The 24522-nt window shown below is 68.7% G+C and carries 23 protein-coding genes and 3 pseudogenes; 9 read left to right on the top strand and 17 right to left on the bottom strand.

The features are described 5' to 3' along the window. Positions 1–7 precede the first annotated feature (7 nt). The 6 genes from ACQ858_RS00435 to ACQ858_RS00410 are packed head-to-tail and all read left to right on the top strand — an operon-like array spanning position 8 to position 4112. Complete coding sequence (locus ACQ858_RS00435; RefSeq protein ID WP_431274943.1) at positions 8–1678, top strand: FAD-dependent oxidoreductase; 1671 nt, start codon at positions 8–10, stop codon at positions 1676–1678. Positions 1679–1732: 54 nt separating this feature from the next. Next, complete coding sequence (locus tag ACQ858_RS00430; RefSeq protein WP_431274942.1) at positions 1733–2293, top strand: phosphatidylglycerophosphatase A family protein; 561 nt, start codon at positions 1733–1735, stop codon at positions 2291–2293. A gap of 5 nt (positions 2294–2298) precedes the next feature. Then, positions 2299–2808, top strand: a complete 510-nt coding sequence (locus ACQ858_RS00425) for a CinA family protein (RefSeq protein WP_431274941.1) — start codon at positions 2299–2301, stop codon at positions 2806–2808. A gap of 3 nt (positions 2809–2811) precedes the next feature. Continuing rightward, the gene (locus tag ACQ858_RS00420; RefSeq protein ID WP_431274940.1) at positions 2812–3309 is read left to right on the top strand and encodes a nuclear transport factor 2 family protein; all 498 of its coding nucleotides are present in this window, start codon (positions 2812–2814) and stop codon (positions 3307–3309) included. A gap of 16 nt (positions 3310–3325) precedes the next feature. Next, positions 3326–3634, top strand: coding sequence for a GNAT family N-acetyltransferase (locus tag ACQ858_RS00415; RefSeq protein WP_431274939.1), 309 nt, complete (start codon positions 3326–3328; stop codon positions 3632–3634). A gap of 34 nt (positions 3635–3668) precedes the next feature. Next, positions 3669–4112, top strand: a complete 444-nt coding sequence (locus ACQ858_RS00410; RefSeq protein WP_431274938.1) for a GFA family protein — start codon at positions 3669–3671, stop codon at positions 4110–4112. Between the two features lie 7 nt (positions 4113–4119). Here ACQ858_RS00410 and ACQ858_RS00405 read toward each other — a convergent pair whose 3' ends face one another. Both ACQ858_RS00405 and ACQ858_RS00400 read right to left on the bottom strand, forming a co-directional pair. After that, the gene (locus tag ACQ858_RS00405; RefSeq protein WP_431276939.1) at positions 4120–5298 is read right to left on the bottom strand and encodes an MFS transporter; all 1179 of its coding nucleotides are present in this window, start codon (positions 5296–5298) and stop codon (positions 4120–4122) included. A gap of 58 nt (positions 5299–5356) precedes the next feature. After that, positions 5357–6108, bottom strand: a pseudogene (locus ACQ858_RS00400) (UPF0149 family protein); the annotation flags it as partial. Between the two features lie 217 nt (positions 6109–6325). On the opposite strand from ACQ858_RS00400, the gene ACQ858_RS00395 reads away from it, so the two are divergent. Continuing rightward, a complete protein-coding gene (locus ACQ858_RS00395) occupies positions 6326–7180 on the top strand; it encodes a hypothetical protein (RefSeq protein ID WP_431274937.1) in 855 nt (284 codons plus the stop codon). 31 nt (positions 7181–7211) lie between these two features. Here ACQ858_RS00395 and ACQ858_RS00390 read toward each other — a convergent pair whose 3' ends face one another. The 5 genes and pseudogenes from ACQ858_RS00390 to ACQ858_RS00370 form a co-directional block, all read right to left on the bottom strand. Beyond that, positions 7212–7547, bottom strand: a complete 336-nt coding sequence (locus tag ACQ858_RS00390) for an FAD-dependent oxidoreductase (protein WP_431274936.1) — start codon at positions 7545–7547, stop codon at positions 7212–7214. A gap of 112 nt (positions 7548–7659) precedes the next feature. Further along, positions 7660–8448, bottom strand: a pseudogene (locus ACQ858_RS00385) (flavin monoamine oxidase family protein); the annotation flags it as partial. A gap of 9 nt (positions 8449–8457) precedes the next feature. Continuing rightward, a complete protein-coding gene (locus ACQ858_RS00380) occupies positions 8458–8859 on the bottom strand; it encodes a putative toxin-antitoxin system toxin component, PIN family (RefSeq protein ID WP_431274935.1) in 402 nt (133 codons plus the stop codon). 21 nt (positions 8860–8880) lie between these two features. Then, entirely contained in the window at positions 8881–9585 is a 705-nt protein-coding gene (locus tag ACQ858_RS00375; RefSeq protein ID WP_431274934.1) for a glutathione S-transferase N-terminal domain-containing protein, read from the bottom strand. A 99-nt stretch (positions 9586–9684) separates the two neighbouring features. Next, a complete protein-coding gene (locus ACQ858_RS00370) occupies positions 9685–10956 on the bottom strand; it encodes a THUMP domain-containing class I SAM-dependent RNA methyltransferase (protein ID WP_431274933.1) in 1272 nt (423 codons plus the stop codon). A 56-nt stretch (positions 10957–11012) separates the two neighbouring features. Between ACQ858_RS00370 and ACQ858_RS00365 the strand changes: the two genes are divergently transcribed. After that, a complete protein-coding gene (locus ACQ858_RS00365; RefSeq protein ID WP_431274932.1) occupies positions 11013–12821 on the top strand; it encodes a hybrid sensor histidine kinase/response regulator in 1809 nt (602 codons plus the stop codon). A gap of 51 nt (positions 12822–12872) precedes the next feature. On the opposite strand, the gene ACQ858_RS00360 is transcribed toward ACQ858_RS00365, so the two are convergent. The 6 genes and pseudogenes from ACQ858_RS00360 to argS form a co-directional block, all read right to left on the bottom strand. Beyond that, positions 12873–14456, bottom strand: a complete 1584-nt coding sequence (locus tag ACQ858_RS00360) for an RNA polymerase factor sigma-54 (protein ID WP_431274931.1) — start codon at positions 14454–14456, stop codon at positions 12873–12875. A gap of 21 nt (positions 14457–14477) precedes the next feature. Continuing rightward, positions 14478–15272 carry an LPS export ABC transporter ATP-binding protein gene (lptB, locus tag ACQ858_RS00355; protein ID WP_431274930.1) on the bottom strand — a complete coding sequence of 265 codons (795 nt, stop codon included), beginning with the start codon at positions 15270–15272 and terminating at the stop codon, positions 14478–14480. Continuing rightward, on the bottom strand, positions 15269–15943 hold the full coding sequence (gene lptA / locus ACQ858_RS00350; protein ID WP_431276938.1) for a lipopolysaccharide transport periplasmic protein LptA: 675 nt from the start codon (positions 15941–15943) through the stop codon (positions 15269–15271). The genes lptB and lptA overlap by 4 nt, the downstream gene beginning before the upstream one ends. Before the next feature lie 140 nt (positions 15944–16083). Continuing rightward, positions 16084–16725 (bottom strand): thiol:disulfide interchange protein DsbA/DsbL, encoded by a 642-nt coding sequence (locus ACQ858_RS00345; protein ID WP_431274929.1) that lies wholly within the window; start codon positions 16723–16725, stop codon positions 16084–16086. A gap of 76 nt (positions 16726–16801) precedes the next feature. Continuing rightward, positions 16802–17554: an SPOR domain-containing protein gene (locus tag ACQ858_RS00340; protein WP_431274928.1), complete on the bottom strand. Its 753-nt coding sequence runs from the start codon at positions 17552–17554 to the stop codon at positions 16802–16804. 14 nt (positions 17555–17568) lie between these two features. Further along, positions 17569–19243 (bottom strand): annotated as a pseudogene (gene argS / locus ACQ858_RS00335) (arginine--tRNA ligase). A gap of 132 nt (positions 19244–19375) precedes the next feature. On the opposite strand from argS, the gene ACQ858_RS00330 reads away from it, so the two are divergent. Next, positions 19376–19633: a hypothetical protein gene (locus tag ACQ858_RS00330; protein WP_431274927.1), complete on the top strand. Its 258-nt coding sequence runs from the start codon at positions 19376–19378 to the stop codon at positions 19631–19633. 124 nt (positions 19634–19757) lie between these two features. On the opposite strand, the gene ACQ858_RS00325 is transcribed toward ACQ858_RS00330, so the two are convergent. Genes ACQ858_RS00325 through ACQ858_RS00310 form a run of 4 tightly spaced genes read right to left on the bottom strand, consistent with a single transcriptional unit; the run spans position 19758 to position 24406 of the window. After that, positions 19758–21788, bottom strand: a complete 2031-nt coding sequence (locus ACQ858_RS00325) for a spermidine synthase (protein WP_431274926.1) — start codon at positions 21786–21788, stop codon at positions 19758–19760. Between the two features lie 4 nt (positions 21789–21792). Then, positions 21793–22251, bottom strand: coding sequence for a DUF2214 family protein (locus ACQ858_RS00320; RefSeq protein ID WP_431274925.1), 459 nt, complete (start codon positions 22249–22251; stop codon positions 21793–21795). Continuing rightward, positions 22248–23207: a LysR family transcriptional regulator gene (locus tag ACQ858_RS00315; RefSeq protein WP_431274924.1), complete on the bottom strand. Its 960-nt coding sequence runs from the start codon at positions 23205–23207 to the stop codon at positions 22248–22250. The genes ACQ858_RS00320 and ACQ858_RS00315 overlap by 4 nt, the downstream gene beginning before the upstream one ends. Positions 23208–23218: 11 nt before the next feature. Next, on the bottom strand, positions 23219–24406 hold the full coding sequence (locus ACQ858_RS00310) for a CaiB/BaiF CoA transferase family protein (RefSeq protein WP_431274923.1): 1188 nt from the start codon (positions 24404–24406) through the stop codon (positions 23219–23221). Positions 24407–24522: the final 116 nt, after the last annotated feature.

Genomic DNA, 24522 nt, shown 5'->3' with positions numbered 1-24522 from the left:
GAAACCGATGAAGAACGAAGAACTCCTTGCCGACGTGCTGATCGTCGGCGCCGGCCCCGTGGGCCTGACCCTGGCCATGGACCTGGCCTCGCGCGGCGTGAAGGTCACGATCGCGGAGACCCGCCGCTTTGCCGAGCCGCCCAACGTGAAGTGCAACCACGTATCGGCCCGCACGATGGAAGTGTTCCGTCGCCTGGGCGTGGCGCAAAAGCTGCGCGACGCCGGCCTGCCCGCCGATCATCCGAACGATGTGGTGTTCCGCACCAGCGTGACGGGCATCGAGCTCACACGCATCCCGATCCCCTGCCGCCGCGACCGCTACAAGGAGACCGAAGGCCCTGACGCTTGGTGGCCCACGCCGGAACCGCCGCACCGCATCAACCAGATCTACCTTGAACCGATCCTGCTGCAGCACGCGGCCGAGCTGCCGAACGTGACGCTGCTCAATCGCACGCAGGTCACGGATTTCGAGCAGGACGACGAGGGCGTATCCGCCACCGCCGTCGATCTCGACAACGGCACCGCTCGCACCATCCGCTGCCGCTTCCTGGTGGGCTGCGACGGCGGCAGCTCGGGCGTGCGCAAGAAGATGGGCGCGAAGCTCGAAGGCACCGCCGTGATCCAGCGCGTGCAGTCGACCTTCATCCGTGCACCGGAACTGCGCGCGATGATCCCCGGCAAACCGGCGTGGTCCTACTATTCCGTGAACCCGCGCCGCTGCGGCACCGTGTTCGCCATCGACGGCCACGAGACGTGGCTGGTACACAACCACCTCAATGCCCACGAGCCCGAGTTCGATTCGGTGGACCGCGACTGGGCGATTCGCGAAATCCTTGGCGTCGGCGCCGACTTCCGCTACGAAGTGATCAGCAAGGAAGACTGGGTCGGGCGCCGGCTCGTTGCCGACCGCTTCCGCGACCGCCGCGTGTTCATCGCGGGCGACGCCGCGCATCTGTGGGTGCCGTACGCGGGCTATGGCATGAATGCGGGCATCGCCGATGCCATCAACCTGTCCTGGCTGCTCTCGGCCTGCGTGCAGGGCTGGGCGGACGAGCGCATCCTCGACGCCTACGAGGCCGAGCGGCAGCCGATCACCGAACAGGTGTCGCATTTCGCGATGGACCACGCGCAAAAGATGATCCGTGCCCGCCGCGCCGTACCCGCCGACATCGAGGCCCCCGGCGCCGAAGGCGACGCGCTGCGCGCCGACGTCGGGCGAGAGGCCTACGAGCTCAATGTGCAGCAATTCTGTTGTGGCGGCTTGAACTTCGGCTACTACTACACGGGCTCGCCGATCATCGCCCCCGACGGCGAGGCGCCGCCGGCGTACTCGATGGGCAGCTTCACGCCCTCCACCGTGCCGGGCTGCCGCGCGCCGCATTTCTGGCTCGGCGACGGGCGTTCGCTGTACGACGCCTTCGGTCCCGGCTACACGCTGCTGCGCTTCGATCGCGCGACCGATGTCCGGGCGCTGGTGCGGGCTGCGGCGTCGTCGGGCATGCCGCTGACCGTGATCGACATCGATGCAGCCGACATCCCGCCCGCTTACCGTCACCGGCTGCTGCTCTGCCGTGCCGACCAACATGTCGCATGGCGCGGCGATCACGTGCCGCAAGACGTGGGCGGACTCGTGGCTCGCCTGCGCGGCCAGCCGGTGCGGGAGACGGCCACCGCCTGAGCCCGTTCTCCATTTGCACCGGCGTCGGCGCAGATGGGCGACACTGTCGCCCTCATGTCCGCAGCTTCCCCACCGGGCGCCACGCCCGACTTCTCACCACGTCGCGCCACGGTGCGCTTCATGTTCGCGCATCCGGCGCACCTGATCGCCCTGGGCTTCGGCTCGGGCCTGCCGCGCCGCGCGCCGTGCACCATCGGCACGCTGTGGGCGTGGGCGGCCTACCTCGTCATGCACCTCTGGCTCCCCCACGCGACGATCGGCTGGGTGATCCTCGCATCGCTGCCCATCGGCTGGTGGGCCTGCACCGTGACCGCCCGCCACATGAACGTGGCCGACCCCGGCAATGTCGTGTGGGACGAAGTCGTGGGGTTCTGGATCGTGCTCTGGCTCGTCATGCCTGCCGGACTGCTCATGCAGCTCTTCGCCTTCGCGCTCTTCCGCTTCTTCGACGCGGTCAAGCGCGGTCCCGTGGGCTGGGCCGACCAGCTCTTCAAGCAGAAGGGCGCGACGCCCGAGACGATGCGCTGGCGCGCAGCCGGATTCGGCATCCTCTTCGACGATCTGGTGGCGGCCTTCTGCACGCTGCTGGTGATCGCCGTCTTTCGCGCATGGTGACCACGATGCCCCAGACACCCGCCCTGTCCGATCTCGACACACCCGCGCTGGTGCAGACGCTCGCCGACCTGCTGCAGCGCAAGCACTGGATGATGGCCACCGCCGAGAGCTGCACCGGCGGCCTCATCGCCGGCGCGTGCACCGACCTGTCGGGCTCCAGCAACTGGTTCGAGCGCGGCTTCGTCAGCTATTCGAACGAGGCCAAGGCCGAGCTGCTCGGTGTCGACCCCGCGCTGATCCAGGTGCACGGCGCGGTGAGCGAGCAGGTCGCGCGCGCGATGGCGGCAGGCGCCATCGCGCATTCGAGGGCGCAGGTGGCCGTGGCAGTCACCGGCGTCGCAGGCCCGACCGGCGGCTCGCCGGAAAAGCCGGTGGGCACGGTGTGGTTCGGCTGGTCGGTGGACGGGCAGGTGCGCACCGAGCGCCGCCGCTTCGACGGTGATCGTGCGGCCGTGCGTGGCGCCACCGTTCACATGGCCCTGCAGACGCTGGCCGAAATGATCCTCAAGGCCTGAACCATGACGGCCCCGACCCGCAACGAACAGACCATCCGCCGCTTCTACGACGCCTTCGCACGGCTCGATGCGGACACCATGGCCGCCTGCTACGCAGAGGATGCAAGCTTCGACGACGAGGCCTTCTCGCTGCGCGGCGCGCGCCAGATCGGCGGCATGTGGAAGATGCTGTGCAGCGGCACGCGGGCCAAGGGTGCATCGGTCTGGAAGCTCAGCTACCGTGACGTGCAGGCCGATGCGACCCGCGGGCAGGCGCACTGGGACGCGCACTACCTCTTCAGCGCGACCGGCCGCATCGTCGACAACGCGATCGACTCGCGCTTCACCTTCACGCCCGAGGGCCTCATCGCCACGCAGCGCGACCGCTTCGACTTCTGGCACTGGTCCCGGCAGGCGCTCGGCACGCCAGGCCTGCTGTTGGGCTGGTCGCCGATGCTGCGCAACAAGGTGCGCGCGACGGCCGCCGCCAATCTTGCGACCTTTCTCGCACGTCAACCCTGAACCTCAGGACACACGCATGACCGACATCACGATCACCGACAAGCCCGAGCTGCACCGCTACGAAGCGACCATCGGCAGCGAGCTCGCCGGCTACTGCGAATACAACCTGCTGAGCAATGCGATCATGTTCACGCACACCGAGGTGCTGCCGGCGCACGAGGGCAAGGGTGTCGGCTCCGCGATCGCGCGGCACGTGCTCGACGAAGCGCGGGCACAAGGCCGCCCGGTGATTCCGGTCTGCCAGTTCATCGCCGGATGGCTGCGCAAGCACCCCGAGTACGTGGACATCGTGCAACCCGCGTCGCGGCGCGCTTTCAACATCTGAACCGTCGATCCCGCATCCGACAGAAGGGTCCGCCATGCTGATCCAGGGCGGTTGCCATTGCGGCAACATTACCTTCGACCTCACCTGGGAGCCCGACCCCGCCGAGATACCGGCGCGCGCCTGCGGCTGCTCGTTCTGCGTCAAGCACGGCGGCGTGTGGACGTCCCATCCGGCCGGCACGCTTCGGGTGACGGTGCGCGACCCGTCGCTCGATCCGGGCTACTTCTTCGGAACGCGCACCGGCCGCTTCCACGTCTGCAGCCGGTGCGGCGTGGTGCCGCTCGTGACCTGCCTGCTCGACGGGCGCACCTACGCGGTCGTGAACGTGAACAGCTTCGGCAACGTGGACCGGTCGCTGCTGCGGCCGGTGCCGGCGTCGTTCGAAGGCGAGGACATCGACGCACGCCTCGCGCGCAGAAAGCGCAACTGGATCGGCGACGTGCGCTTCGCCGCGCCGCCGCCGAACGCGGCCGCCTGAGGCGCGTTCAAGCGTCGCTCTTCGGCGCCGGCAGCCACGCGAACGCGATCGTCGCGCCCACCAGCAGCACCGCGATCGTCGCGAGCACCGCCCGGAACGGATCGGCGCCGTGCGCCTGCGCCACCGACGCGGCGACGCCGGTGACCCACTGCATCAGCGCCACGCCGAGGAACATCGCCATCGTGAACACCGCCATCGCCCGGCCGGTGATGCCCGCCGGATACGCCGCGCGCACGTCGGCGTACTGCCAGACGATGAACCCCGACACGAATCCGATCAGCACCGCGCACACGACGTCGACCCACGCACGGGTGAAAAGCGCGATCGCGGCGAAGAAGCCCGCATACGCGACGGCGCAGGCCACGATGCGCCGCCGACGCGCCGGGCCGCCGCGGTCCATGCGGCCGAAGAGCGGCGCACCGAACAGCGAGATGACCGACACGATCAGCGCCACGTTGCCGCTTTGCACCAGCGTGAAGCCGTGGCGCTCCTCCAGCAGGGGACCGAGCCACAACCCACGCAGCGAAATGAAGGCCGCGTAGGTCACCGCGCCGAGCACCATGATGCCGAGCGTGTGCGGCATTGCGAACAGCGCGCCGAACTGCCGCAGCGCCGCCATCACCGATTCGCGCGGCCCGCCGCCCGTCGGCGCAGGCTCGCGCACCCACCAGAGGATCGACAGCCACGCGAGCACCGAAGCGGCCGCGAGCACCGCGAAGCCCATGCGCCACGAATGCTCCTGCACCAGCCACGCGAGCGGGGTGCCGGTCATCAGCATGCCCACGCCGCCGATGCTGAGCACCAGCCCCGAGATCGACGCGAATCGCGTCACCGGAAAGTGCCGCGCGATGAACACGGTGCACACCAGGAAGGCCGGCGCGCAGCCGACGCCGATCAGCACCTGCCCCACGACGAGCAGGCCGTAGCTCGGGGCGAACGCAGAAAGGACGGCGCCAGCGATCGCAAGCGGGAAGGCGGTGAGCATCGTGCGCCGCACACCATGAAGGTCGATGCCGATGCCCATGAAAAGCTGCATCGCGCCGAAGGCGAAATGGAACGCGGCCGAAAAGATCCCAAGCGCCTGCGCCGACAGCCCGAATTCCTTCTGCAGCGGCCCCGCCATGATCGCGCCCACCGTGCGGAAGGCCTGGCTGAGCGCGAAGGCGGTGCACAGCGCGAACACCATGGCCCATGCGGTGCGCGCCGGCAGCGCGGGGGCGGGGTGACTCAGGCCGGTGCTTGCCTCAGGCACCGTGGCACTTCTTGTACTTTTTCCGCTGCCGCAGGGGCAGGGGTCGTTGCGGCCCGGCGTCGCTTCCTTGCGGATGGTCTCCACGCGCGGGCCCATGCTGCGCCAGAGCTGCCGCAGGTCGTACACCGCCCAGATGGCGGCGCCGAAATCGTCCACGCGCTGCTGGCTCACGCTGGGCGGGCCGTCCTCGGCGTACATCGAGACCGTGGGCTGGCCCTTGTCGTCCTCGGTGAGCGTGACGATGGCGTCGAGCGCGTCGTCGAGCATCTGCGCCGCTTCCTTGTCGCGCGGGGCAGCCCATTCGTCCGGCCAGTTCTCGACCGCGTACATGAAGCCGAGCGCCCATACCTGGGCGAAGGACGGGATGGCCTCGCCATCCATCTCGCCACGCTCTTCTTCAGGCAACGCGGCGATGGCGCCGCGTGTGTCGAGCACCTCGGGCTGGAAGGTGCGTTCGTCCTCGAGCGATTCGACGTCGGCGTCGAGCGCGGTCTCGATCTCGCGCCAGCGGCGCTTCCAGCGCCAGACGAACTCCATGTGCTGCGCGGGCGCGAAATCATCGCCGAGCAGCACGGGCCAGTATTCGGCAGGCTCGATCGGCCGGCGCGAGCAGACCAGCGCGGCCATGAAGCCTTCGCAGAATTCCCACTGCGGAATCTCCTCATCGTGCTCGCGCATCGCGTCGAGCGCATTGTCCTGCGCGTCGAAATCGTCGGGGCCGAGCGGCGTGTCCGGGGATGGGGTGGTAGGGGGTGTCGGGAAGGGTTGTCATCTCAGTGCACAGGCAGCCCTCTATGATGCAGCAAGGTTCCCGAAAGACCGCTATTCCTACCCCGTCGATGCCGCCGTTCCCAGCGGGCTGCGCCGCCTTTTCGCATGACGAAATCGCGCAGCCCCATCAGCAGCTGATCCTGTCCGTATGAGCGTTGTCAGACGGAGCGGGATTTCTTCCCGCGTTCAGATGCGAAAAGGCACGGCCTCCGCGCCCGCGCCCCTCGAGGCGGACGGGCCGCCGCAACCCGAGGATTACGCCGAATTCCTGCGCCTCATGCTGCCGCAGCAGGCCAAGGCGGTGTCGAGCCACCGCTTCGGCGGCCAGCGCGTCTGGCTGAAGAAGGCCGGCCCCCGCCACGGCAAGGCGCGCTACCGGCTGCTCGCGGCGATTTCCGGCGTGCTGCGGCTCGATGTGCTGTCGCCGGTGCCCAATCCGGGCGGCGAGGCGGCGATCGAGATCGAAGCGCGGCGGCTGCGCCAGCTCGGCGATGCCGGCCTGCGCGTACCGGCGGTGCTCGCGCAGCAGACGGACGGCATGCTGATTTCCGACCTCGGCGAAAGCGGCCGGTCCGCGGTGGTGCTCCAGGAGCGGCTCGATCAGGCGGCCGCTGCCGGCCCGGCCGCACTGCTCGCGGTCTGGCGCGACGGCCTGGATGCGATCGCCCTCGTGCATTCGCGCGACGCCTACCTGAGCCAGGCCTTTGACCGCAATCTCGTGCAGTGCCCGGACGGCACCATCGGCTACATCGATTTCGAGGACGACCCGGGCGAGACGCTGCCCCTGCCCGAATGCCAGACGCGCGACTGGCTCAGCTACCTGCACTCGACCGCGATGCTGGTCGATGCGGCGTCGCCGCATGCGGCCGCCCAGCATTGGCATGCGGTGCTGGCCGATGCGAGCGACGAGGTGCGCGACCGCCTCACCGTCGCCGCGCGCCGCATGCGCTGGCTGCGGCACCTGCCCTCGGGGCGGCGCTGGGGGCGCGATACGCAGCGCGTGCGGGCGGTGGCGAGCCTGCTGGCGCGCTGGTACGGGCGATAGGCCCGGGCGCGCGACCGCACGCCGGTGCACTTCAAGCCAGCCGGTCCGCGATCCTGAGCCCCGACAGAAACGCACCGCCGCAGGTCTGCGCGAGTTCGAGCGAGGTCGCTTCGCCGGCGAAATGCAGGTGCTCGTCGACGGATGCCGCGAGCGCCACCCGTGCCTCGCCGCCGTCCGGAACGAGATAGGCATAGCTGCCGTGGAACAGCGGATCGGTGGTCCAGCCGGTCACCGCACTGCGGACGAGCCTGCGGCCATGCAGCCCGCCGATGCAGGCCTCGAGGCGGCCGAGAACCTCCTGCGTTGCGTCGGCCTCGGCCGCGCGCGACAGTGCTTCGCCGTACGAACCGCCGGCCAGCGCCACCACGAGCGTGGCGCCATGGGGATGACAGAGAAAGCTCAGCGCGCGGCCCTGGCGCCCGCGCCTCTGAAGCCCAGCCGCTCGGCACGAGCCCCGGCACCGGCGCGTCGAATTCGAGGATCACCTTGTTGAAGTGCCCCATCGGCAGTGCGTCGAGCGCGTTCAGCTTCGCCAGCGGCAGACCCGGAACGAAACGGATGGCCTCTGCACGCAGCACGCCGGTCGAGACGGTGACGATGCAATCGCGTGCGTCGACGACGCCACCGGTCGTTTGGACCTTGATGCGCGGGCCGCTGAAATCGATCTCGCGCACCCACACGCCCAGCGCCACGGGCACGCCGTCCGCAAGCCGCGCGACCAGTGCGCCGAAACCTTCACGCACGAGCCAGTTGGGCGAAGTCGAGCCCTGCTGGCGGAGTCCGCGCACCGACAGTTGCGCGCTGTCGGCGCCGGCGTCGAGCGGGCCGATCGAGTCGCAGGCCCACTGCATCGGCCAGTCCGCGTTGTTGCAGAGCGCCGCGAGAGAAAGATCGTCGCCCGCGTGCTGTGCGATGCGCCGCTCCAGCGCATCGACCGCAGCCTCGACCCGCTTCATCTCGGCGGGCGCCACCGGCCGCCCGTGGTCATGGATCGCGTGCGGTGCGTCCTCGTGGTCCACCAGCGTCATGCCGTGCGACCGGGCCATGTCGGTGAACGGATTGCGATCGGCCTGATGCAGCCACGAACAGCCGCGATCGACCGGAACGGAAAAGCTCTGGCGATCAGTCCACGCGCGCCCACCGACGCGCGAACCGGCTTCGAGGACCAGCACCGACCTGCCGAGCGCCTGAAGCCGCCGCGCCGCCGACAGGCCCGCCGCGCCGGCGCCGACGACGACCACATCGACGGAAGACGCAAGGGGCGGCATGGCGACTCGCTAGAGGGTCGAAACAGCGACGCCGTGCGCCGCGAGCCGCTTGTGCAGCGAGAGCACCGCGCGATCCTTGCTCAGCAGCCGCGCACCATGCGCCACCGCGAGGTCGATGAATATCTGGTCGTCCGGGTCGCTGCACACGCAGGGCGCGCGGGCGGGAACGCCGTCGACCATGTGCGCGCGCGCATCGAAGGCGGCGAGCACTTCGGCGGTCTCCCGGCCGACGGCCGCCAGCCGCAGGGCGATCAGCGGATAGCCGAGCACGCGCTCGAATTCGTCGCGCATCGCGGCCGTGGCAAGCCAGCGCAATTCGCCGGCGGCCAGCGCAGCCCCGAGCGGCGCCCGCTCCGGGTCGTCGAACACCAGCAGGTCGAGGACGATGTTGGTGTCGAGGACAACCACCATGCCGGCGTCCGGGGCGGGTGCTCAGCCGCGGCTCGGGATGTTGAGCCCGGCGATCACTGCCGGACGCGCGACAAAGGCCTCCAGCACGCGCGTGACCTGCGGGAAGTCGGCAATGCCGACGAGGTCCGCCGCGCCGTAGAAGCCGACCAGATTGCGCACCCACGGAAAGATCGCGATGTCGGCGATGGTGTAGTCGTCGCCCATCACCCACTGGCGGCCTTCGAGGTGCTGGTTGAGCACGCGCAGCAGACGCTTGGATTCGTCGACGTAGCGGTCGCGCGGGCGCTTGTCGTCGAAGTTCTTGCCGGCGAATTTGTGGAAGAAGCCGACCTGGCCGAACATCGGCCCGATGCCGCCCATCTGGAACATCAGCCACTGGATGGTCTGGTAGCGCGCCGCCGGGTCCTTGGGCATGAGCTTGCCGGTCTTGTCGGCGAGATAGAGGAGGATGGCGCCGGATTCGAACAGCGGCAGCGGCTTTCCGCCGGGGCCGTCGGGATCGATGATGGCCGGGATCTTGTTGTTGGGATTGAGCGAGAGAAACGCCGGCGACGTCTGGTCGTGCGATTCGAAACTCACCAGATGCGGCTCATAGGGAAGGCCGGTTTCCTCCAGCGCGATCGACACCTTGACGCCGTTGGGCGTGGGCAGCGAATAGAGCTGAAGCCGGTCGGGATGCTGGGCCGGCCACTTCTTCGTGATGGGAAACGCGGAAAGATCGGTCATGTCGTGATGCAGTGAAGTGATGCGGCTCGGAGCCGCGAGGGCTGCATTCTGGCCCAGGCATGCCCGAAGCGTGCGTCGACGGGAATCGCGCGCACAGCCCTACGGCTGAGACGGCGGCGTCGATGGGGCCGGCGCCCGGTCGCGCGCCGAGCCGGCCACCATGTCGAAGCGGAACAGGCGGCACTCGATCGGCCCGTTCCACATCGGCACGCGGCGCGACTCCTTGAGCCGCATGCGCTTGGGCAGCTGCATGTCGGGCGTGAGCACCCAGGCGGTCCAGCCGGCGTAGTTCTTCTTCCAGTGGCTCGCGAGCTGCACGAAGAACTCGCCGCCCTCCTCCGTCTGGGCTTCCTCGCGTCCGCGTGCCGGGGCGTCCGCGCGCCGGCCGCGCGTGACGCCGCCGACCTCGATGCGCTCGCCATACGGCGGGTTGAGCACGATCACGCCCGACGCCGCCGGCGGCATGCGCTGCAGGGCATCGCCGCCGCGGAACTGCACCGCCTGCGCGACACCCGCGCGCTCGGCATTGCGCTCGGCGAAATCGACCATGCGGTGCGACACGTCGGAGCCGAAGACCGGCGTCGGTCGCCGATCGGCGCTGGGAGCGGCCTCGGCCTTCAGGGCGGTCCACACGTGCGACTGGAAGGGCAGCAGCTTCTCGAAACCGAATCGCCGCTGCGACCCCGCCGCGATGCCGGAGGCGATCTGCGCCGCCTCGATCGCGATGGTGCCGCTGCCGCAGCAGGGGTCGTACAGCGTCTGCGGCGAGACCTCGCCGGTTTCCGGGTTCCACCAGCCGCTGGCGGCGAGCATCGCGGCGGCCAGGGTTTCCTTCAGCGGCGCATCGCCCTTGTCCTGCCGCCAGCCGCGCTTGAACAGCGGCTCGCCCGAGGTGTCGATGTAGAGCGTGCAGAGGTCGGTCGTCAGGTGGGCGAAGACCCGCACATCCGGCCATTGCGTCTCGATGCTGGGACGCACGCCATGAGCCTTGGCACGAAAGCGGTCGGCGATCGCATCCTTGATGCGCAGGGTGGCGAAGTTGAGGCTCTGGAGTGGGCTGTGCTGGGCAGTGGTCTCGATCTTGAAGGTCTGCTTCGGCGTGAACCAGACTTCCCAGGCGACGCCGCCCGCGATGGCGTAGAGGTCGTTCTCGCTGCGGTAGGGCGCGTGCGCGACCTCGATCAGCACGCGCTGCGCGAGCCGGCTGTGCAGATTGAGCTTGAGCGCGTCGCGCCAGCCGGCACGCACGCGGACACCACCGCGCGCCGAAAGCAGGTCCTGGCCGACGCGCCCGGTGAGCGCGTGGACTTCCTGCGCGAGGAAGTCCTCCACACCGGCGGCACACGGAAGAAAAAGCGAGAGTTCGTTCACAAGTGCGATTGTCGCCGCGTCTCGATGCTGTTCTACTCCGGACTCAGCAGCAGCCGATGAGCACTTCGACCCATCCCTCAGCGTCCGAGGCTTTCAAAGCCGATCGTTTCGCCGTTCGTTGCGAGGTGTTGCGGCTCAGCGCGCAGCCCAGCGGTGGCATGCTGCTCATCCAGTTCCTGCTCGATTGCGGCGTCGCGGCGCTGTTCGGATGGCAGTACTCGGTGCGCAACGCGGTGATCTGGATCACCCTGATCGCGATCACCACCGCCTACCGCGCCTTCTTTCCGCAGCGCCTTCCCGATCCGCTGACGCGCGACAGCCTGCCCGGCGCGCTGCGCCTGCACACGTTGCGCATCGCGATCCACGAGGGCGCGCACGGCGCGGCGGGCATCCTCCTCTTCGACCCGGCCAACGCGACCACGCAGCTCATGATCGGCGTGGTGGTGATGGCGATGACCCTGTCGTCGGTGTTCTCGGTCTCGTACTTCGCGCCCGCGATGCAGCTGGCGATCACGCTGCTGCTCGCGCCGCTCATCCTGATGAGCGTCGCCTTCGGCGCCCCCATGATGACGACGCTCGCGCTGCTGGGCATCGGCCTCCTGGCCATGGTGTGGCGCCTGGTCGGCGAACGCTCGCGCCAGCTCGAGGAAAACATCGGCCTGCGCCACAACGAAAGCACCTTGCGCGAGCAGGCAATGGCCGGTCTGCGCCAATCGCAGCAGGCGCAGGCCGAGCGGCTGCGCTTCTTCTCGGCCGCCAACCACGACCTGCGTCAGCCGGTGATGGCGATGGGCCTGCAGGCCGAGGTGCTGCGCCACCAGCTCGACGCGGGCGAGGACCCGGTCACGGTGCAGCACACGCTTGCGGCGCTCTCGCGCGCGCAGCAGGCGCTCGAAGGCCTGACGAACCAGCTTCTCGAGATCGGGCGCATCGAGGCCGCGGCCGATCCGATCTCGCCGGTCGCGGTCGCGCTCGCGCCGCTGCTGAATGAGCTGGCCCGCCAGACGGGGACCGGCCGCGTGCGGGTGCGCTGCCCGGACGATGCAGTGGTGTGGACCGACGTGGTCGCCCTGCGCCGCATCCTCGGCAACCTGCTGGACAACGCGCTCAAGTTCACGCCGAGGGGCCGGGTGCTGCTGGCCTGCCGGCGGCGCGTCGACGGATGGCGCGTCGAGGTGCGCGATTCGGGCATCGGCATCGCGCCCGAGTCGCAGGACCGGGTTTTCGGCGACTTCGAGCAGATCGGCAACGTGGAGCGCAACCTGCAGCGCGGCCATGGGCTGGGGCTCGCGATCGTGCGGCGGCTGGCGCTCCGGCTGGGCGTGCAGATCACGCTGCGATCGGCGCCGGGGCGCGGGTCGGTGTTCGGCTTCGAGCTGCCGGCCGCGCCACCGGATGCGCCGATCACCACCGGGATGGGGCTTGCCGCCGAGGCCGCTGCCGCAACGGCGCACGACGCGACGCCACTGCGCCCCGATCTCTCGGTGCTCATCGTGGAGGACAACGCGGTCGTCGCCGACAGCATCGCGGCGCTGCTGCGGCTCTGGGGCGCCCGCGCCCACGTGTGCGGCAGCGCGGTCGAGGCGCTCGCGCTGACGACGCTCGGGGGCTTCAACATCGCCCTGTGCGACATCCGCCTGCCGGGTTCGATCGACGGCATCACGCTGGCGAAGGAACTGCACCGGCGGGCGCCGACACTGGCAATCGCGCTCGTTTCGGCCGACATCGACGACGCCACGCGGGAGCTCGCGAGCCTGCGGGGCTGGCAGGCGCTGCGCAAGCCCGTCCAGCCGGCGGCCCTGCGCGCGCTGCTGGTGCGCATACAGGGCCCGACGCAAGCCGAAAGGGCGGAAAGGGCAAGGTGAGACTGCTGGTGCAGGTCGAGGCGATCAACACCCAGTAGCCGTGAGCACCCCCTAGAGCGCCTTGCGGAGATTCGCCGGCGCGATGCGCAAGGCTTCGCGGTACTTGGCCACGGTGCGGCGCGCGCACTCGATGCCCTGCTCCTTGAGCATCTCGGAGATCTGGCTGTCCGAGAGCGGCTTCTTCTGGTCCTCGGCGGAGACGAACTGCTTGATGAGCGCGCGCACCGCGGTGCTCGATGCGTTGCCGCCGGTCTCGGTGCCGAGCGCCGAGCCGAAGAAGTACTTGAGCTCGACCGTGCCGAAGGGCGTCGCCATGTACTTGGCGGTGGTCACGCGGCTGATGGTCGATTCGTGCAGGCCGAGCTCGTCGGCGATCTCGCGCAGCACCAGCGGGCGCATCGCGAGCTCGCCATGCACGAAGAAGTTCTTCTGCCGCTCGACGATCGCGTTCGACACCCGCAGGATGGTGTCGAAGCGCTGCTGGATGTTCTTGATGAACCAGCGCGCCTCCTGCAGGCGCTGCGACAGCGCCTGGCTGCCCTCGCCCTTGTGCTGCTTGAGCGCGCCGGCATAGATGTCGTGCACGCGCAGGCGCGGCATCACTTCGGGGTTGAGCATCACGCGGAACTTCGCGTTGCTGCCGTTGCCCACGCGCGTGACGATCACGTCGGGCACGATCACGTTGCGCTCCACGTCCACGAAGCGGCGGCCCGGCTTGGGTTCGAGCCTGGCGATGAGCTGCAGCGCCGCGCGGACTTCCTCTTCGTTGCTGTGGGTGAGCGTGGCGAGCCGCTTGAAATCGCGCTTGGCGAGCAGCTCCATCGGCTGCTTGCAGATCGCGATCGCGGTCTTTCGGATCTGCTCTTCCTCCTCGGTCTCGTCCTCGTGCGCGAGGGCGCGAAGCTGGATCGTGAGGCACTCGCCGAGATTGCGCGCGCCCACGCCCGCGGGCTCCAGGCTCTGCAGCAGGCCGAGCGCGACCTGGAAGTGGTGCACCAGGTCGTCGAACTGGTCGTTGTCGTCGCCGGCCAGCCCAGAGGCCAGCGCGGGCAGCGAATCTTCGAGATAGCCGTCGTCGTTGAGCGATTCGATCAGGAAGCGCAGCGCGGCGCTGTCGGTCTCGCTGAGCCGCAGCGCCAGCGCCTGCCGGTGCAGGTAGGACTGGAGCGACTCCTGGCTGCGCGCGAGCTCGGTGGCGTCGGCGCGCTCGTCGTCGCCCTGGTTGCTGGTGCGCGCGGGTGCATCGCCGCCCCATTCGCTGTCGTCGGGCGCGAGGTCGACGGTGCCGTCGCCCTCCCAGTCGGGTTCGCCGTCGAAGCTCTCGGCGACTGCGGGCTCGGCCTCGCCGGTCGCCGTGGCGGTGTCGGACACTGAAGACGATGCGGCGCTGGCGAAGTCGCCTTCGCTTTCCGCGAGCCGATCGTCTTCGCGCACCGGTGCATCGGCGGTTTCAAGGCCGAATTCCTCTCGCGGCGCTTCCTCGACGGTGCGCTCGAGAAAGGGGTTTTCGTCGAGCATCTGCTCGACTTCCTGCGAGAGCTCCAGCGTGGAGAGCTGAAGCAGCCGGATCGACTGCTGCAGCTGGGGAGTCAGCGCGAGATGCTGCGAAACCCGCAGCGAGAGACCCTGTTTCATGACGACCCTGAAGTCCCCGCCTTACATACGGAAATGCTCGCCGAGGTAGACGCGACGCACCTCGGCGTTGTCGACGATCTCCGACGGCGTGCCCTGCGCCAGCACGTGCCCGTCGCTGATGATGAAAGCGTGATCGCAGATGCCGAGGGTCTCGCGCACGTTGTGATCGGTGATCAGCACGCCGATGCCGCGCTCCTTCAGGAAACTGATGATCCGCTGGATTTCGATGACCGCGATCGGATCGATGCCCGCGAACGGCTCGTCGAGCAGGATGAAGCGCGGCTGCGTGGCGAGCGCACGGGCGATCTCGACGCGCCGGCGCTCGCCGCCCGACAGCGCCAGCGCCGGAGAATCGCGCAGGTGGTCGACGCGCAGGTCGGCCAGCAGTTCGGCCAGGCGCTCCTCGATGCGCTGCTTCGACAGCGCCACCGGCCGGCCGCCGGCATCGGGTTCGCGCTGGAGTTCGAGCACGGCGCGGACGTTCTCCTCCACCGTGAGCTTGCGGAAGATCGAGGCTTCCTGCGGGAGGTAGCTCAGGCCCATGCGCGAACGGCGATGGATCGGCATGTGCGCGATCGGCTCGCCGTCGATGGTGATCTCGCCGGCATCGGCACGGACCAGCCCGACGATCATGTAAAACGAGGTGGTCTTGCCCGCGCCGTTCGGGCCGAGCAGGCCGACCACTTCGCCCTTCTGCACGCCCAGCGACACGTCCTTGACCACCTTGCGGCTGCCATAGGACTTCTGCAGGCCGCGCGCCTCGAGGCGGCTGCCGGCGAAATCCGCGCTCTCGTTGAAGCCAGCGGTTTCGATCACTTCTTTGCTTCCCCGCCCAGGGTGGTTGTCGCGCGCAGGCCCTTGCCCGGAGCGGGCGCCTCGGCCGCCGGCGGGGGCGCCTTGTCGCCGGCCGCAGGTTGCGCGGCGGGCTTCGGCGTCAGGATCGCGCGCACGCGCCCGCTCGGCTGACTCGCTACACCGGCATTCGGCGGCAAGCCGGAACCGTTGACGGTGAAGGTGTCGTTGCTCTGGTCGTAGACGATCAGCGGGCCGCTGCTCTCGTCGTTGGGCGTCGCGCCGATCAGGCGGCGCATGACCGCGCGGCGGATGAACTTCACGTTGTCGGCGCGGCTGTCGTATTCGATGGTTTCGGCTTCGCCCTCGATCCACTCGTCGCTGCCGGCGTCGCGCTTCTGCTTGTAGTAGGCGAGCTTGCCGGGTGCGGCGGTGACCACGCCGTATTGGTAGCCCTCCGGGTCCTGGCGCACGTCGATGCGCTCGCCGCGGATGATGATCGTGCCCTTCGTGACGACCACGTTGCCGGTGAAGACGCTGGTCTGCTTGAGGTCGTCGTAACGCATCGAGTCCGCCTCGATGTTCATCGGCTTGGCCCGGTCGGCCTTTTCAGCCTGGGCGACCGATCCGACACCCGCCAATGCCAGGGCCAGCAGGACCGCGCGGCAGAGATGACGAAAGGGGGAATGTGGGATGGCGAATTCATAAGGCACGAAACTTGCAGCACGATTGTATGCGTCCGTTGGACAGGTTTCGCGGCCAGGATGAAAAAGCCCGCCAAGGCGGGCTCTTCGAGGAAGAAGGACGACCGGAGCGACCGTCCCCGGCGATGCGCTCAGCCCTTCTTGGCTTCGCCGATCAGGTAGTCCACGACCTGCAGCGCACGGTCGAGCGAGCCGGCGGTGTCGCCGTCGACGTACCAGCGGCCGGCCACGCCCAACGCCGGAACGCCGGCCACGCGGTAGTCGTTGGTGAGCTGCGCCGCGCGCTTGGCCTTGCCGACCACCGAGAAGGACTTGAACAGCTCGGCGAACTTCTTGGCGTCCAGGCCGGGCTGCTTCTCGGACCACGCGAGGATCGCCGCGTCGCCGAACAGCGGTTGGCGCTGCTTGTGGATGGCATCGAAGATCTGGGGCTGGAATTCATCCACCTTGCCCATCGCCTCGAGCGTGTAGTAGAGGCGCTGCTTGGCTTCTGTGTCGTTGCCCACGAAGGGCACCGGGATGCGCCGGAAGACCACGTTGGGCGGCAGCTTCTTGACCCAGGCTTCCATTTGCGGCTCGAAGGCGGCGCAGTGCGGGCAGTTGTACGAGAAGAATTCCACCACCTCGACCTTGCCGGCCGGTGCATCGACCGGCATCGGCTTGCCGAGCACGATGTAGTCGGTGCCGGCCTTGGGCGGGCGCTGCTGCGCGTGGGAAACCAGGGGAAGAAGACCGAGCGAAGCAGCGGCCAGCGAAAAGTCACGACGTTTCATTGATGAAATTCTCCTTTGCGGCTGAAAGAGCCTGCGCTCCGGGGCGAGTTCCCCGGACACGCGAAGTAAAGAAATGTCAACGCTGGACCCGGACCAGCGCGGATTCGAGTCCGCCACCGTCGAGCCGCTCCTTGAGCAGGTCGGCGTCTTCCTTCTTGTTGAAAGGACCCGCGCGCACCCGGTAGACGGTGCGGCCGGCCTGCTCGCGCTCGGTCACCTTGGCCTCGACGCCCATCAGCGAGAGCTTGGCGCGCTGGGCCTCCGCGTCCTCGGAGGTGCGGAACGCGCCGGCCTGGACGAAGTAGATGAACGGATCGGCGCCCGAGCTCGAACCCGCGCTGGCGTGAGCGGTGGTCGTGCCGGGGCCACCGATACCGGCGCGCGCGCGGGCAAGGTCGCCGAGCGGATCGCTCGACGGCGTCGCGTTCGCCTCGGCGGGAACCGGCGCCGTGCGCGGGCGCGCGGGGGCGGTGTCGGTGCTCTTGGCGCCCGGGGCCACCACGACGGGCACCGGGGCACTTGATGGGTTGAGCGGCCCGACGGTGGCCGGCTGGGGCGCGGCGGTCGTCGGACTCGCGCTCGCGGTCGTCGCGGGCGGACGCGCGGGCTGCTGCTGGGCGGACTTGCCCGCAAGCGGCGCGTTCGGGTCCCAGTCGCGGTTCTTGCGCGCCTCGGCTTCGTCCTGTTCGGGGCCGCCGCGCTGGGTTTTCGTCATGAACGGGATCGGGACCTTGGTCACATAGACCGCGATGCCCAGCGCCACGCCCAGGCCGAGCACCAGTCCGATGATCAGGCCGATGACGGTGTTGCCGCTTTGTCTTTGCTTCATGGTGGGAGTCGAAATCACATCTTCTGCGGCGCGCTCACGCCAAGGACTGCCAGGCCATTGTGCAGCACCTGCGCAGTGGCGGCGACCAGCGCGAGGCGCGCGAGCTTGACGGGTTCCTCGTCGACCAGGATGCGCTCGGCGTCGTAATAGCTGTGATAGGCGGCAGCCAGTTCGCGCAGGTAGAAGGTGACGTCGTGCGGTGCGAAGTCCTTGGCCGCACCGGTGAGCATGGCCGGGTATTTCGCGATTTGCAGCAGCAGCGCCTGCGCGGCCGGGCTTTGCAGCGGCGACAGGTCGACGTCCTTGAGCGATGCCACATCGCCACCCCACGCCGCGAGCACCGAGCAGATGCGCGCATGCGCGTACTGCACGTAGTAGACCGGGTTGTCGTTGTTCTGCGCGAGCGCGAGATCGATATCGAAGGTGTATTCGGTATCGGGCTTGCGGGAGAGCAGGAAGAAGCGCACCGCGTCGGTGCTGGTCCATTCGATCAGGTCGCGCAAGGTGACGTAGCTGCCGGCGCGCTTGCTGATCTTGACCTCTTCGCCGCCGCGCATCACGCGCACCATGGTGTGCAGCACGTAGTCGGGATAGCCGGCCGGAATGCCCACGCCCGCCGCCTGCAGCCCGGCGCGCACGCGCGCAATGGTGCCGTGGTGGTCGGTGCCCTGGATGTTCACCACCTTGTGGAAGCCGCGCTCCCACTTGGCGATGTGATAGGCCACGTCGGGCACGAAGTAGGTGTACGTGCCGTCGCCCTTGCGCATGACGCGGTCCTTGTCGTCGCCGTACTCGGTCGACTTGAGCCACAGCGCGCCGTCCTGCTCGTAGGTCTTGCCGGCGTCGACCAGCTTCTTGACCGTCGCCTCGACGCGGCCGCTGGTGTAGAGGCTCGACTCGAGGTAATAGTTGTCGAAGCGGACCTGGAAGGCCTTGAGGTCCAGGTCCTGCTCGTGGCGCAGATAGGCGACGGCGAACTGGCGGATCGAGTCGATGTCCTCGACGTCGCCGCTCGCGGTGAATTCGCGGTCGTCCGAGCGCACCGTCTTCTTCGCCTTGAAGTCCGCGGCGATGTCGGCGATGTATTCGCCGTTGTAGGCCTGTTCGGGCCAGCCGGCGTCGCCCGGCTTGAGGCCCTTGGCGCGCAGTTGCGTGCTGTTGGCCAGCGTCTGGATCTGCACGCCGGCGTCGTTGTAATAGAACTCGCGATAGACGTCGTGGCCCTGCGTGGCGAGCAGGTTGCAGATCGCGTCGCCGAGCGCCGCCTCGGCGGCCGTGGCCGACGTGCAGCGGGCCGGTCGGGTTGGCGGAGACGAACTCGACGAGCACGCGCTCGCCATCCTTGGGCTGTTCGCCGAAGTGGTCACCCGCGGCGAGCACCTCGCGCACGACCTGCTGCTTGGCGGCCGTCTTGAGGCGGATGTTGAGGAAGCCGGGGCCGGCGATCTCGATCGCATCCACCCACTGGGCGAACACGGGCGTCGCCATCAGCGCCGCGCTGATCTGTTCCGCCAGTTCGCGCGGCTTGCGCTGCAGGGGCTTGGCGAGCTGCATGGCCGCCGTGCAGGCGAAGTCGCCATGCGCCGCGACCTTGGGGGACTCGAACGCGGCCTTGCTGCCGGCGCCGGGCGAGAGGGATTCGAGCGTGTCCGCGAGTGCCGCGAGCAGCTCCTGTTTGACCAATAGCATCGCGGGATTTTACGAGGGCAGGATGACGATCTGTGACGATCGTCATCCAAGAGTCAACATGGGCCGTTAGGGTGGACAGCCCCGGCGGCGGGGGACCACCTGTCGCAACCCATCCTCAAGGATTCTTCCATCATGAAAAAACTCCTTTCCGTGCTGGCCCTGGGCGCCTCCCTCTTCGTCGGTGTGGCTCACGCGCAGACCTGCGACGCCCAGGCCGCCGATAAGAAACTGAGCGGCGCCGCCAAGAACAGCTTCGTCAAGAAATGCGAGAAGGACGCCAAGGCGGCCGCAGCGGCCACCTGTGCCACGAAGGCCGTCGACAAGAACGGCAAGGCGCTGGCAGGCGCAGCCAAGAACAGCTTCATGAAGAAGTGCGAAAAGGAGGGCTGACCCCCAGGCTCGCGCACTTCGTGTCGCTCTCCACCCCTTCCAGGGGCAACCCTAGCGGCCCGGCGAAGCCGGTTCCGCGGGGTTCACCGAACGGGCCTGGCTGCGCCGGCCGCTCGTTCGAGACTTACTTCAGTACGCTGAACAGGTTGTTGTAGTCGTCGGTCCAGGCCTGCAGGCCTGGGATCGGCGCGATGTCCGAACTGGCGCCGCGAATGGGCTCGCGCTTGAGCACCTCCGGGTCGCGCGCGACGAGCACCCAGTCGGTGTTGCGCAGCGCCGGGTCGGCCGGCTCGTCGTGCACGAAGGCGACGTGCAGGCCCTTCGCCAGCGCGATCTTCTCGACCACCGGCGCGAGCGCGAGGAAGCGGTTGGTGACATGGAACGCCACGATGCCATCCGGCTTCATGTGCTTCCAGTAGATGTCCATCGCCTCGCAGGTGATCAGGTGGATCGGCACCGAATCCCCCGAAAAGGCATCGACCGCGAGCACGTCGAAGGACATCGGGCTTTCGCGCTCCAGCGCCAGTCGCGCGTCGCCGAGCACGCGCTCGATGCGGGCACGGCTGTCGGCGAGGAAGCTGAATTCACTGTCGGCCAGCGTGAACACCTCGGGGTTGATCTCGTAGACGCGGTAGACGTCGCCGGTCCGCCCATAGGCGGCCAGCGTGCCGGCGCCCAGGCCGATTAGGCCGACCCGGCGACCTTTCGCAGGTGCGGATTCGATCGCGAGGCCGATGCCGGACGACCGGCCGTAGTAGGTGGTGGGCTCGTGCCGGCGAGAAGCCGCAAGGTACTGCTCGCCGTGCTTGACGGAGCCGTGGTACATCTGGCGGACCTTCTCCTTCGGATCGCCACGGAACGTATCGAGCGTGAGCAGCGTGCCGTAGAAGTTGCGCTGCATCCGCCGCGCCCCCGCCGCGTCCCCCGCCACCTGCAACACCAGGAACCACGCACACGCGGCGGCCAGGCCGAGCGACGCGACCATGCCCACGCGGCGCTGCCGCCACAGCACCGCGGCGATCAGCGCGCACAGCGTCAGTCCCACGCCGAGCTCGTAGTAGGCCGGCAGCACGTGCGGCGCGACGAGCCCGACGCTCACGCCGCCGAGCGCGCCGCCCAGCGACAGCATCAGGTAGAAGCGCGTGAGATACGGCCCGCCCGGCCGCAGCCGCGCCATCTCGCCGTGAAGGAACATGCACAGCGCGAACAGGCCGACGACATAGATCGGCAGCGCGGTCCGCAGATTGGTCCCGAGGCTGTCCTGCAGGCCGAAGGCGCACAGTGCGAGCATCGCTGCGGCCAGCGGCACGAAGACCGCGCGGCGATACCAGCGGTCGCTTTCGAAGGTCAGCACGAAGGTCAGCAGGTACACCGACAGCGGCAGCACCCAGAGGAAGGGAATCGCCGCGACGTTCTGGGTGAGGTGGTTGGTGATCGCCAGCAGCAGCCAGGACCCGAGCGCCGGCAGCGCCAGCCACATCAGGTAGTCGCCTGCCGCCGGTCCGGCCGATGGCGCAACGGTCGCGCCGGACGCCGCGACCGGCAACGGGGCCGGCCAGCGCCGGGAGACGTGCAGCGCCGTGCCGGCGCACAGCAGCACGAACGCTGCATAACCAGCCGACCAGCCCCACGCCTGCTGCACCAGCGAGCTGCGCGGCTCGATCACCACCGGGTAGGCCAGCAAAGAGGCGAGCGAGGCGAAATTCGACAGCGAGAAGTAGCGGTAGACCTGCGTGCCCCAAGGTGTGCGCGCGACCCAGGACTGCACGAGCGGACCTGTGGTCGACAGAAGGAAATAAGGCAGCCCGATCGTGCCGAGCAGCAGACCGAGGATCCACAGCGTCGGGTCCTCGGTGCCGGTCGGCTTCCAGCGCGCATTCGTCACGATGGGCAGGAATGCGAGGCTCGCCAGCAGCAGCCCGACGTGCAGTCGCGCCTGGGCACGGGACGCCAGCCGCCGCGTCACCCAGTCGGAATACGCATAGCCCGCCAGCAGCACGACCTGGAAGAACACCATGCAGATCGACCACACCGCCGCCGAGCCGCCGAACCACGGCAGGATCTGCTTGGCGATCAGCGGCTGGACGAGAAAGAGCAGGAAGGCGCTGGTGAAGATGGTGCCGGCGAACAGCGCCCTGGAGGTCGCCGGCGACATCGCGCTAGCTCCTGGCGCCGAAGCCGCGCGCGAGGAACACCGCGGCCAGCGGGATCAGCGCGATGATGTGCGCCTGGACCATCACCTGCTTGCGCGTCTTGCGCACCTCGGCCTCGGCCGGCAGCGCGCCGCTCGAGCGCAACGCCTTGCGCCAGCGCGAATAGGTCATCGTCGGCCGGATCGACAGCAGGCCGACGACGATGAAGAGCGTCAGCTTCAGATGCAGCAAGGGGTTGGTCCAGTACCACGCCGTGCCCTTCATGCCCCACCAGGTGCGCGCGACGCCGGTCGCGAGCACGGCGATGGCCGCGATGCCGTAGACCCTGTCGACCCGACCGAGCCGCTCGACCACCGCCGCATTCATCCATTCGACCCGGCACAACGCCGCCTCGCTGGAGATGAAGACCACCATCGTCAGGATGGCCAGGATATGCAGGTACGCCAGGATGGCTTCGAGCGTCATTGATGAGATTCCTCGGTTGTCGACGGCCGAGCGATTGTGCCGCCCCAGAACTCCGGACGCGCATAGTGCGCCTTCAGAAAATCGAGCCACAGCCGCACCCGCAGCGGCAGGTGCTTGCGCTGCGGGAAGACCGCGAAGATGCCGTTCGGCGGCGCCGCGAAATCGTCGAGCAGCGGCACCAGCAGGCCGGCGTCGATCTCCGCTTCGACCTCCCAGGTGCTGCGCCACGCGATGCCGTGGCCGGCGAGGCACCAGTCGTGCAGCACCTGGCCGTCCGAGCAATCGAGCGGGCCCGAAGGCTTGAGATGGATGACCTCGTGCTCGCCTTGGCCGGTCGGCACGCGAAACGCCCAGCCGCGCGTCTGCGAGGCATCGCTCGACAGGCTCAGGCAATCGAAGCGCGCCAGCTCCGACGGATGCTTCGGCGCACCATGACGGCGCACGAACTCCGGCGTCGCGACGCAGCGGCGCCGGTTGTCGGCGAGGCGAACGCTCACAAGCGACGAATCCGGCAGATCACCCACCCGCACCGCGCAATCGAAGTTCTCCCCGGCCACGTCGACCACGCGGTCGCTGAGGTTGAGTGAAATGGTGACTTCCGGATGCAGCTGGTGAAAGCGCGGCACCAGCGGCGCAACATGCCGGCGCCCGAAGCCCGCCGGCGCGGTCACGCGCAGATGGCCGCTGGCCTTGACGCCTCCGGCGCTCACGCTCGCCTCGGCGTTGGCGAGCTCGGTCAGGAGCCGCTGGCAATCCTCCAGGAACGCACTGCCCTCGTGCGTGAGCGTGATGCGCCGCGTGGTCCGAATCAGCAGCTTGACGCCGAGCCGCTCTTCGAGCGCATCGATGCGCCGCCCGACGATGGCCGGCGCCACGCCTTCGGCCTTGGCCGCCGCGGTGAGGCTGCCGCGCGCGGCGATCAAGACAAAGGTTTCGAGTTGCTTGAGTCTGTCCATGGAGCGCGTTGCTAGCCCCGCGCGACGGCGCGCGACTTCAACGCGCCGATCTGCGCGTCGCTGTAGCCGACCTCGCGCAGCAGCTCGTCGGTGTGCTCGCCGATCAGCGGCGGCTGCTGGCGGATGCCCAGCCGCTCGCCCCCGAGGGTGAAGGGCATCAGCGGCACCCTCGACTCGCTGCCGTCGTTCATGCGCACCGGCGCAAGGCCGCCGGTGGCGTTGAGGTGCGGATCATCGAACAGCTCCTGCGGCTTGGTGATGGGCGCGAAAGGCAGTTCGTTCTCCTCGAACACCGCGCTGAGTTCCGCCGCGCTGCGATCCGCGAGGCGCGAGCGCAGGACCGGCATCATCCATTCGCGCGCGAGCACCCGGTCGTTGTTGGTGGCAAGGCGCGGATCGGCCCACATCTCGTCGAGCCCGAACGCCTTGCAGAAGATCGCCCATTGCTTGTCGCTGACCACCGCGAGGAAGATCTGCTCGCCGTCCTTCACGGTGAAGACGTCGTAGATGCCCCAGGCCGAGATGCGGCTGGGCATCGGGTCGGCGGCCTTGCCGGTGGCGGCGAACTGCATCATGTGCTGCGCGACGAGGAAGATGTTGTTCTCGAACAGCGCCGATTGCACCTCGCAGCCTTTGCCGGTCCGCTCGCGCTGGCGCAGCGCGGCCATCGCGCCGATCGCGCCGAACATGCCGCCCATGATGTCGTTGACGCTGGTGCCGGCGCGCAAGGGGTCGCCCACGCGGCCGGTCATGTAGGCGAGGCCGCCCATCATCTGCACCACTTCGTCGAGCGCGGTGCGGTGGTCGTAGGGGCCGGGCAGGAAGCCCTTGTGGCTCACGTAGATGAGCCGCGGATTCAGCTTGCGCAGGCTCTCGTAGTCGAGCCCCAGCTTCTTCATCGTGCCGGGCTTGAAGTTCTCGCTCACGATGTCGGCGGTGGCGATCAGGCGCAGCGCGGCTTCGACGCCCTCGGGCTGCTTGAGGTCGAGCGCGATGCTCTTCTTGTTGCGGTTGAAGGTCGGGAAAAAGCCCGCGCCCGACCCCAGCAGCCGGCGGGTGTCGTCGCCCGCGATCGGCTCGACCTTGATGACCTCGGCGCCGAGGTCGCCCAGCAGCATGCCGCAGGTCGGCCCCATCACCATGTGGGTGAATTCGACGACGCGGACGCCGGCGTAGGGCAGCTTGTCGGGAGGATTCATTGGAACTGTCTTCAGTGGTTGCATGGAATTCTCGCTCGACGGTAGCGCCCGGCGCTGGAAGCCGGCGACCGCCCGGCGTAACCTCGTGGATGACGGAGCCCCGCCCCGATTACCCT

This window comes from Variovorax ureilyticus (genome assembly GCF_050632185.1).
In the GTDB taxonomy this organism is placed as follows: Bacteria; Pseudomonadota; Gammaproteobacteria; order Burkholderiales; family Burkholderiaceae_C; genus Variovorax; species Variovorax ureilyticus_A.
This window is presented reverse-complemented; position numbering and strand designations above follow the sequence as displayed.

Coding starts and splice junctions, on each gene's coding strand:
- ACQ858_RS00430 (WP_431274942.1), top strand. CDS start 1,733: ATGTCCGCAGCTTCCCCACCGGGCGCCACGCCCGACTTCTCACCACGT.
- ACQ858_RS00415 (WP_431274939.1), top strand. CDS start 3,326: ATGACCGACATCACGATCACCGACAAGCCCGAGCTGCACCGCTACGAA.
- ACQ858_RS00325 (WP_431274926.1), bottom strand. CDS start 21,788: ATGTCGCCGGCGACCTCCAGGGCGCTGTTCGCCGGCACCATCTTCACC.
- ACQ858_RS00320 (WP_431274925.1), bottom strand. CDS start 22,251: ATGACGCTCGAAGCCATCCTGGCGTACCTGCATATCCTGGCCATCCTG.
- ACQ858_RS00420 (WP_431274940.1), top strand. CDS start 2,812: ATGACGGCCCCGACCCGCAACGAACAGACCATCCGCCGCTTCTACGAC.
- ACQ858_RS00425 (WP_431274941.1), top strand. CDS start 2,299: ATGCCCCAGACACCCGCCCTGTCCGATCTCGACACACCCGCGCTGGTG.
- ACQ858_RS00365 (WP_431274932.1), top strand. CDS start 11,013: ATGAGCACTTCGACCCATCCCTCAGCGTCCGAGGCTTTCAAAGCCGAT.
- ACQ858_RS00395 (WP_431274937.1), top strand. CDS start 6,326: ATGCGAAAAGGCACGGCCTCCGCGCCCGCGCCCCTCGAGGCGGACGGG.
- ACQ858_RS00310 (WP_431274923.1), bottom strand. CDS start 24,406: ATGAATCCTCCCGACAAGCTGCCCTACGCCGGCGTCCGCGTCGTCGAA.
- ACQ858_RS00375 (WP_431274934.1), bottom strand. CDS start 9,585: ATGACCGATCTTTCCGCGTTTCCCATCACGAAGAAGTGGCCGGCCCAG.
- ACQ858_RS00345 (WP_431274929.1), bottom strand. CDS start 16,725: ATGAAACGTCGTGACTTTTCGCTGGCCGCTGCTTCGCTCGGTCTTCTT.
- ACQ858_RS00315 (WP_431274924.1), bottom strand. CDS start 23,207: ATGGACAGACTCAAGCAACTCGAAACCTTTGTCTTGATCGCCGCGCGC.
- ACQ858_RS00405 (WP_431276939.1), bottom strand. CDS start 5,298: ATGGTGTTCGCGCTGTGCACCGCCTTCGCGCTCAGCCAGGCCTTCCGC.
- ACQ858_RS00435 (WP_431274943.1), top strand. CDS start 8: ATGAAGAACGAAGAACTCCTTGCCGACGTGCTGATCGTCGGCGCCGGC.
- ACQ858_RS00410 (WP_431274938.1), top strand. CDS start 3,669: ATGCTGATCCAGGGCGGTTGCCATTGCGGCAACATTACCTTCGACCTC.
- ACQ858_RS00340 (WP_431274928.1), bottom strand. CDS start 17,554: ATGAAGCAAAGACAAAGCGGCAACACCGTCATCGGCCTGATCATCGGA.
- ACQ858_RS00380 (WP_431274935.1), bottom strand. CDS start 8,859: ATGGTGGTTGTCCTCGACACCAACATCGTCCTCGACCTGCTGGTGTTC.
- ACQ858_RS00360 (WP_431274931.1), bottom strand. CDS start 14,456: ATGAAACAGGGTCTCTCGCTGCGGGTTTCGCAGCATCTCGCGCTGACT.
- ACQ858_RS00330 (WP_431274927.1), top strand. CDS start 19,376: ATGAAAAAACTCCTTTCCGTGCTGGCCCTGGGCGCCTCCCTCTTCGTC.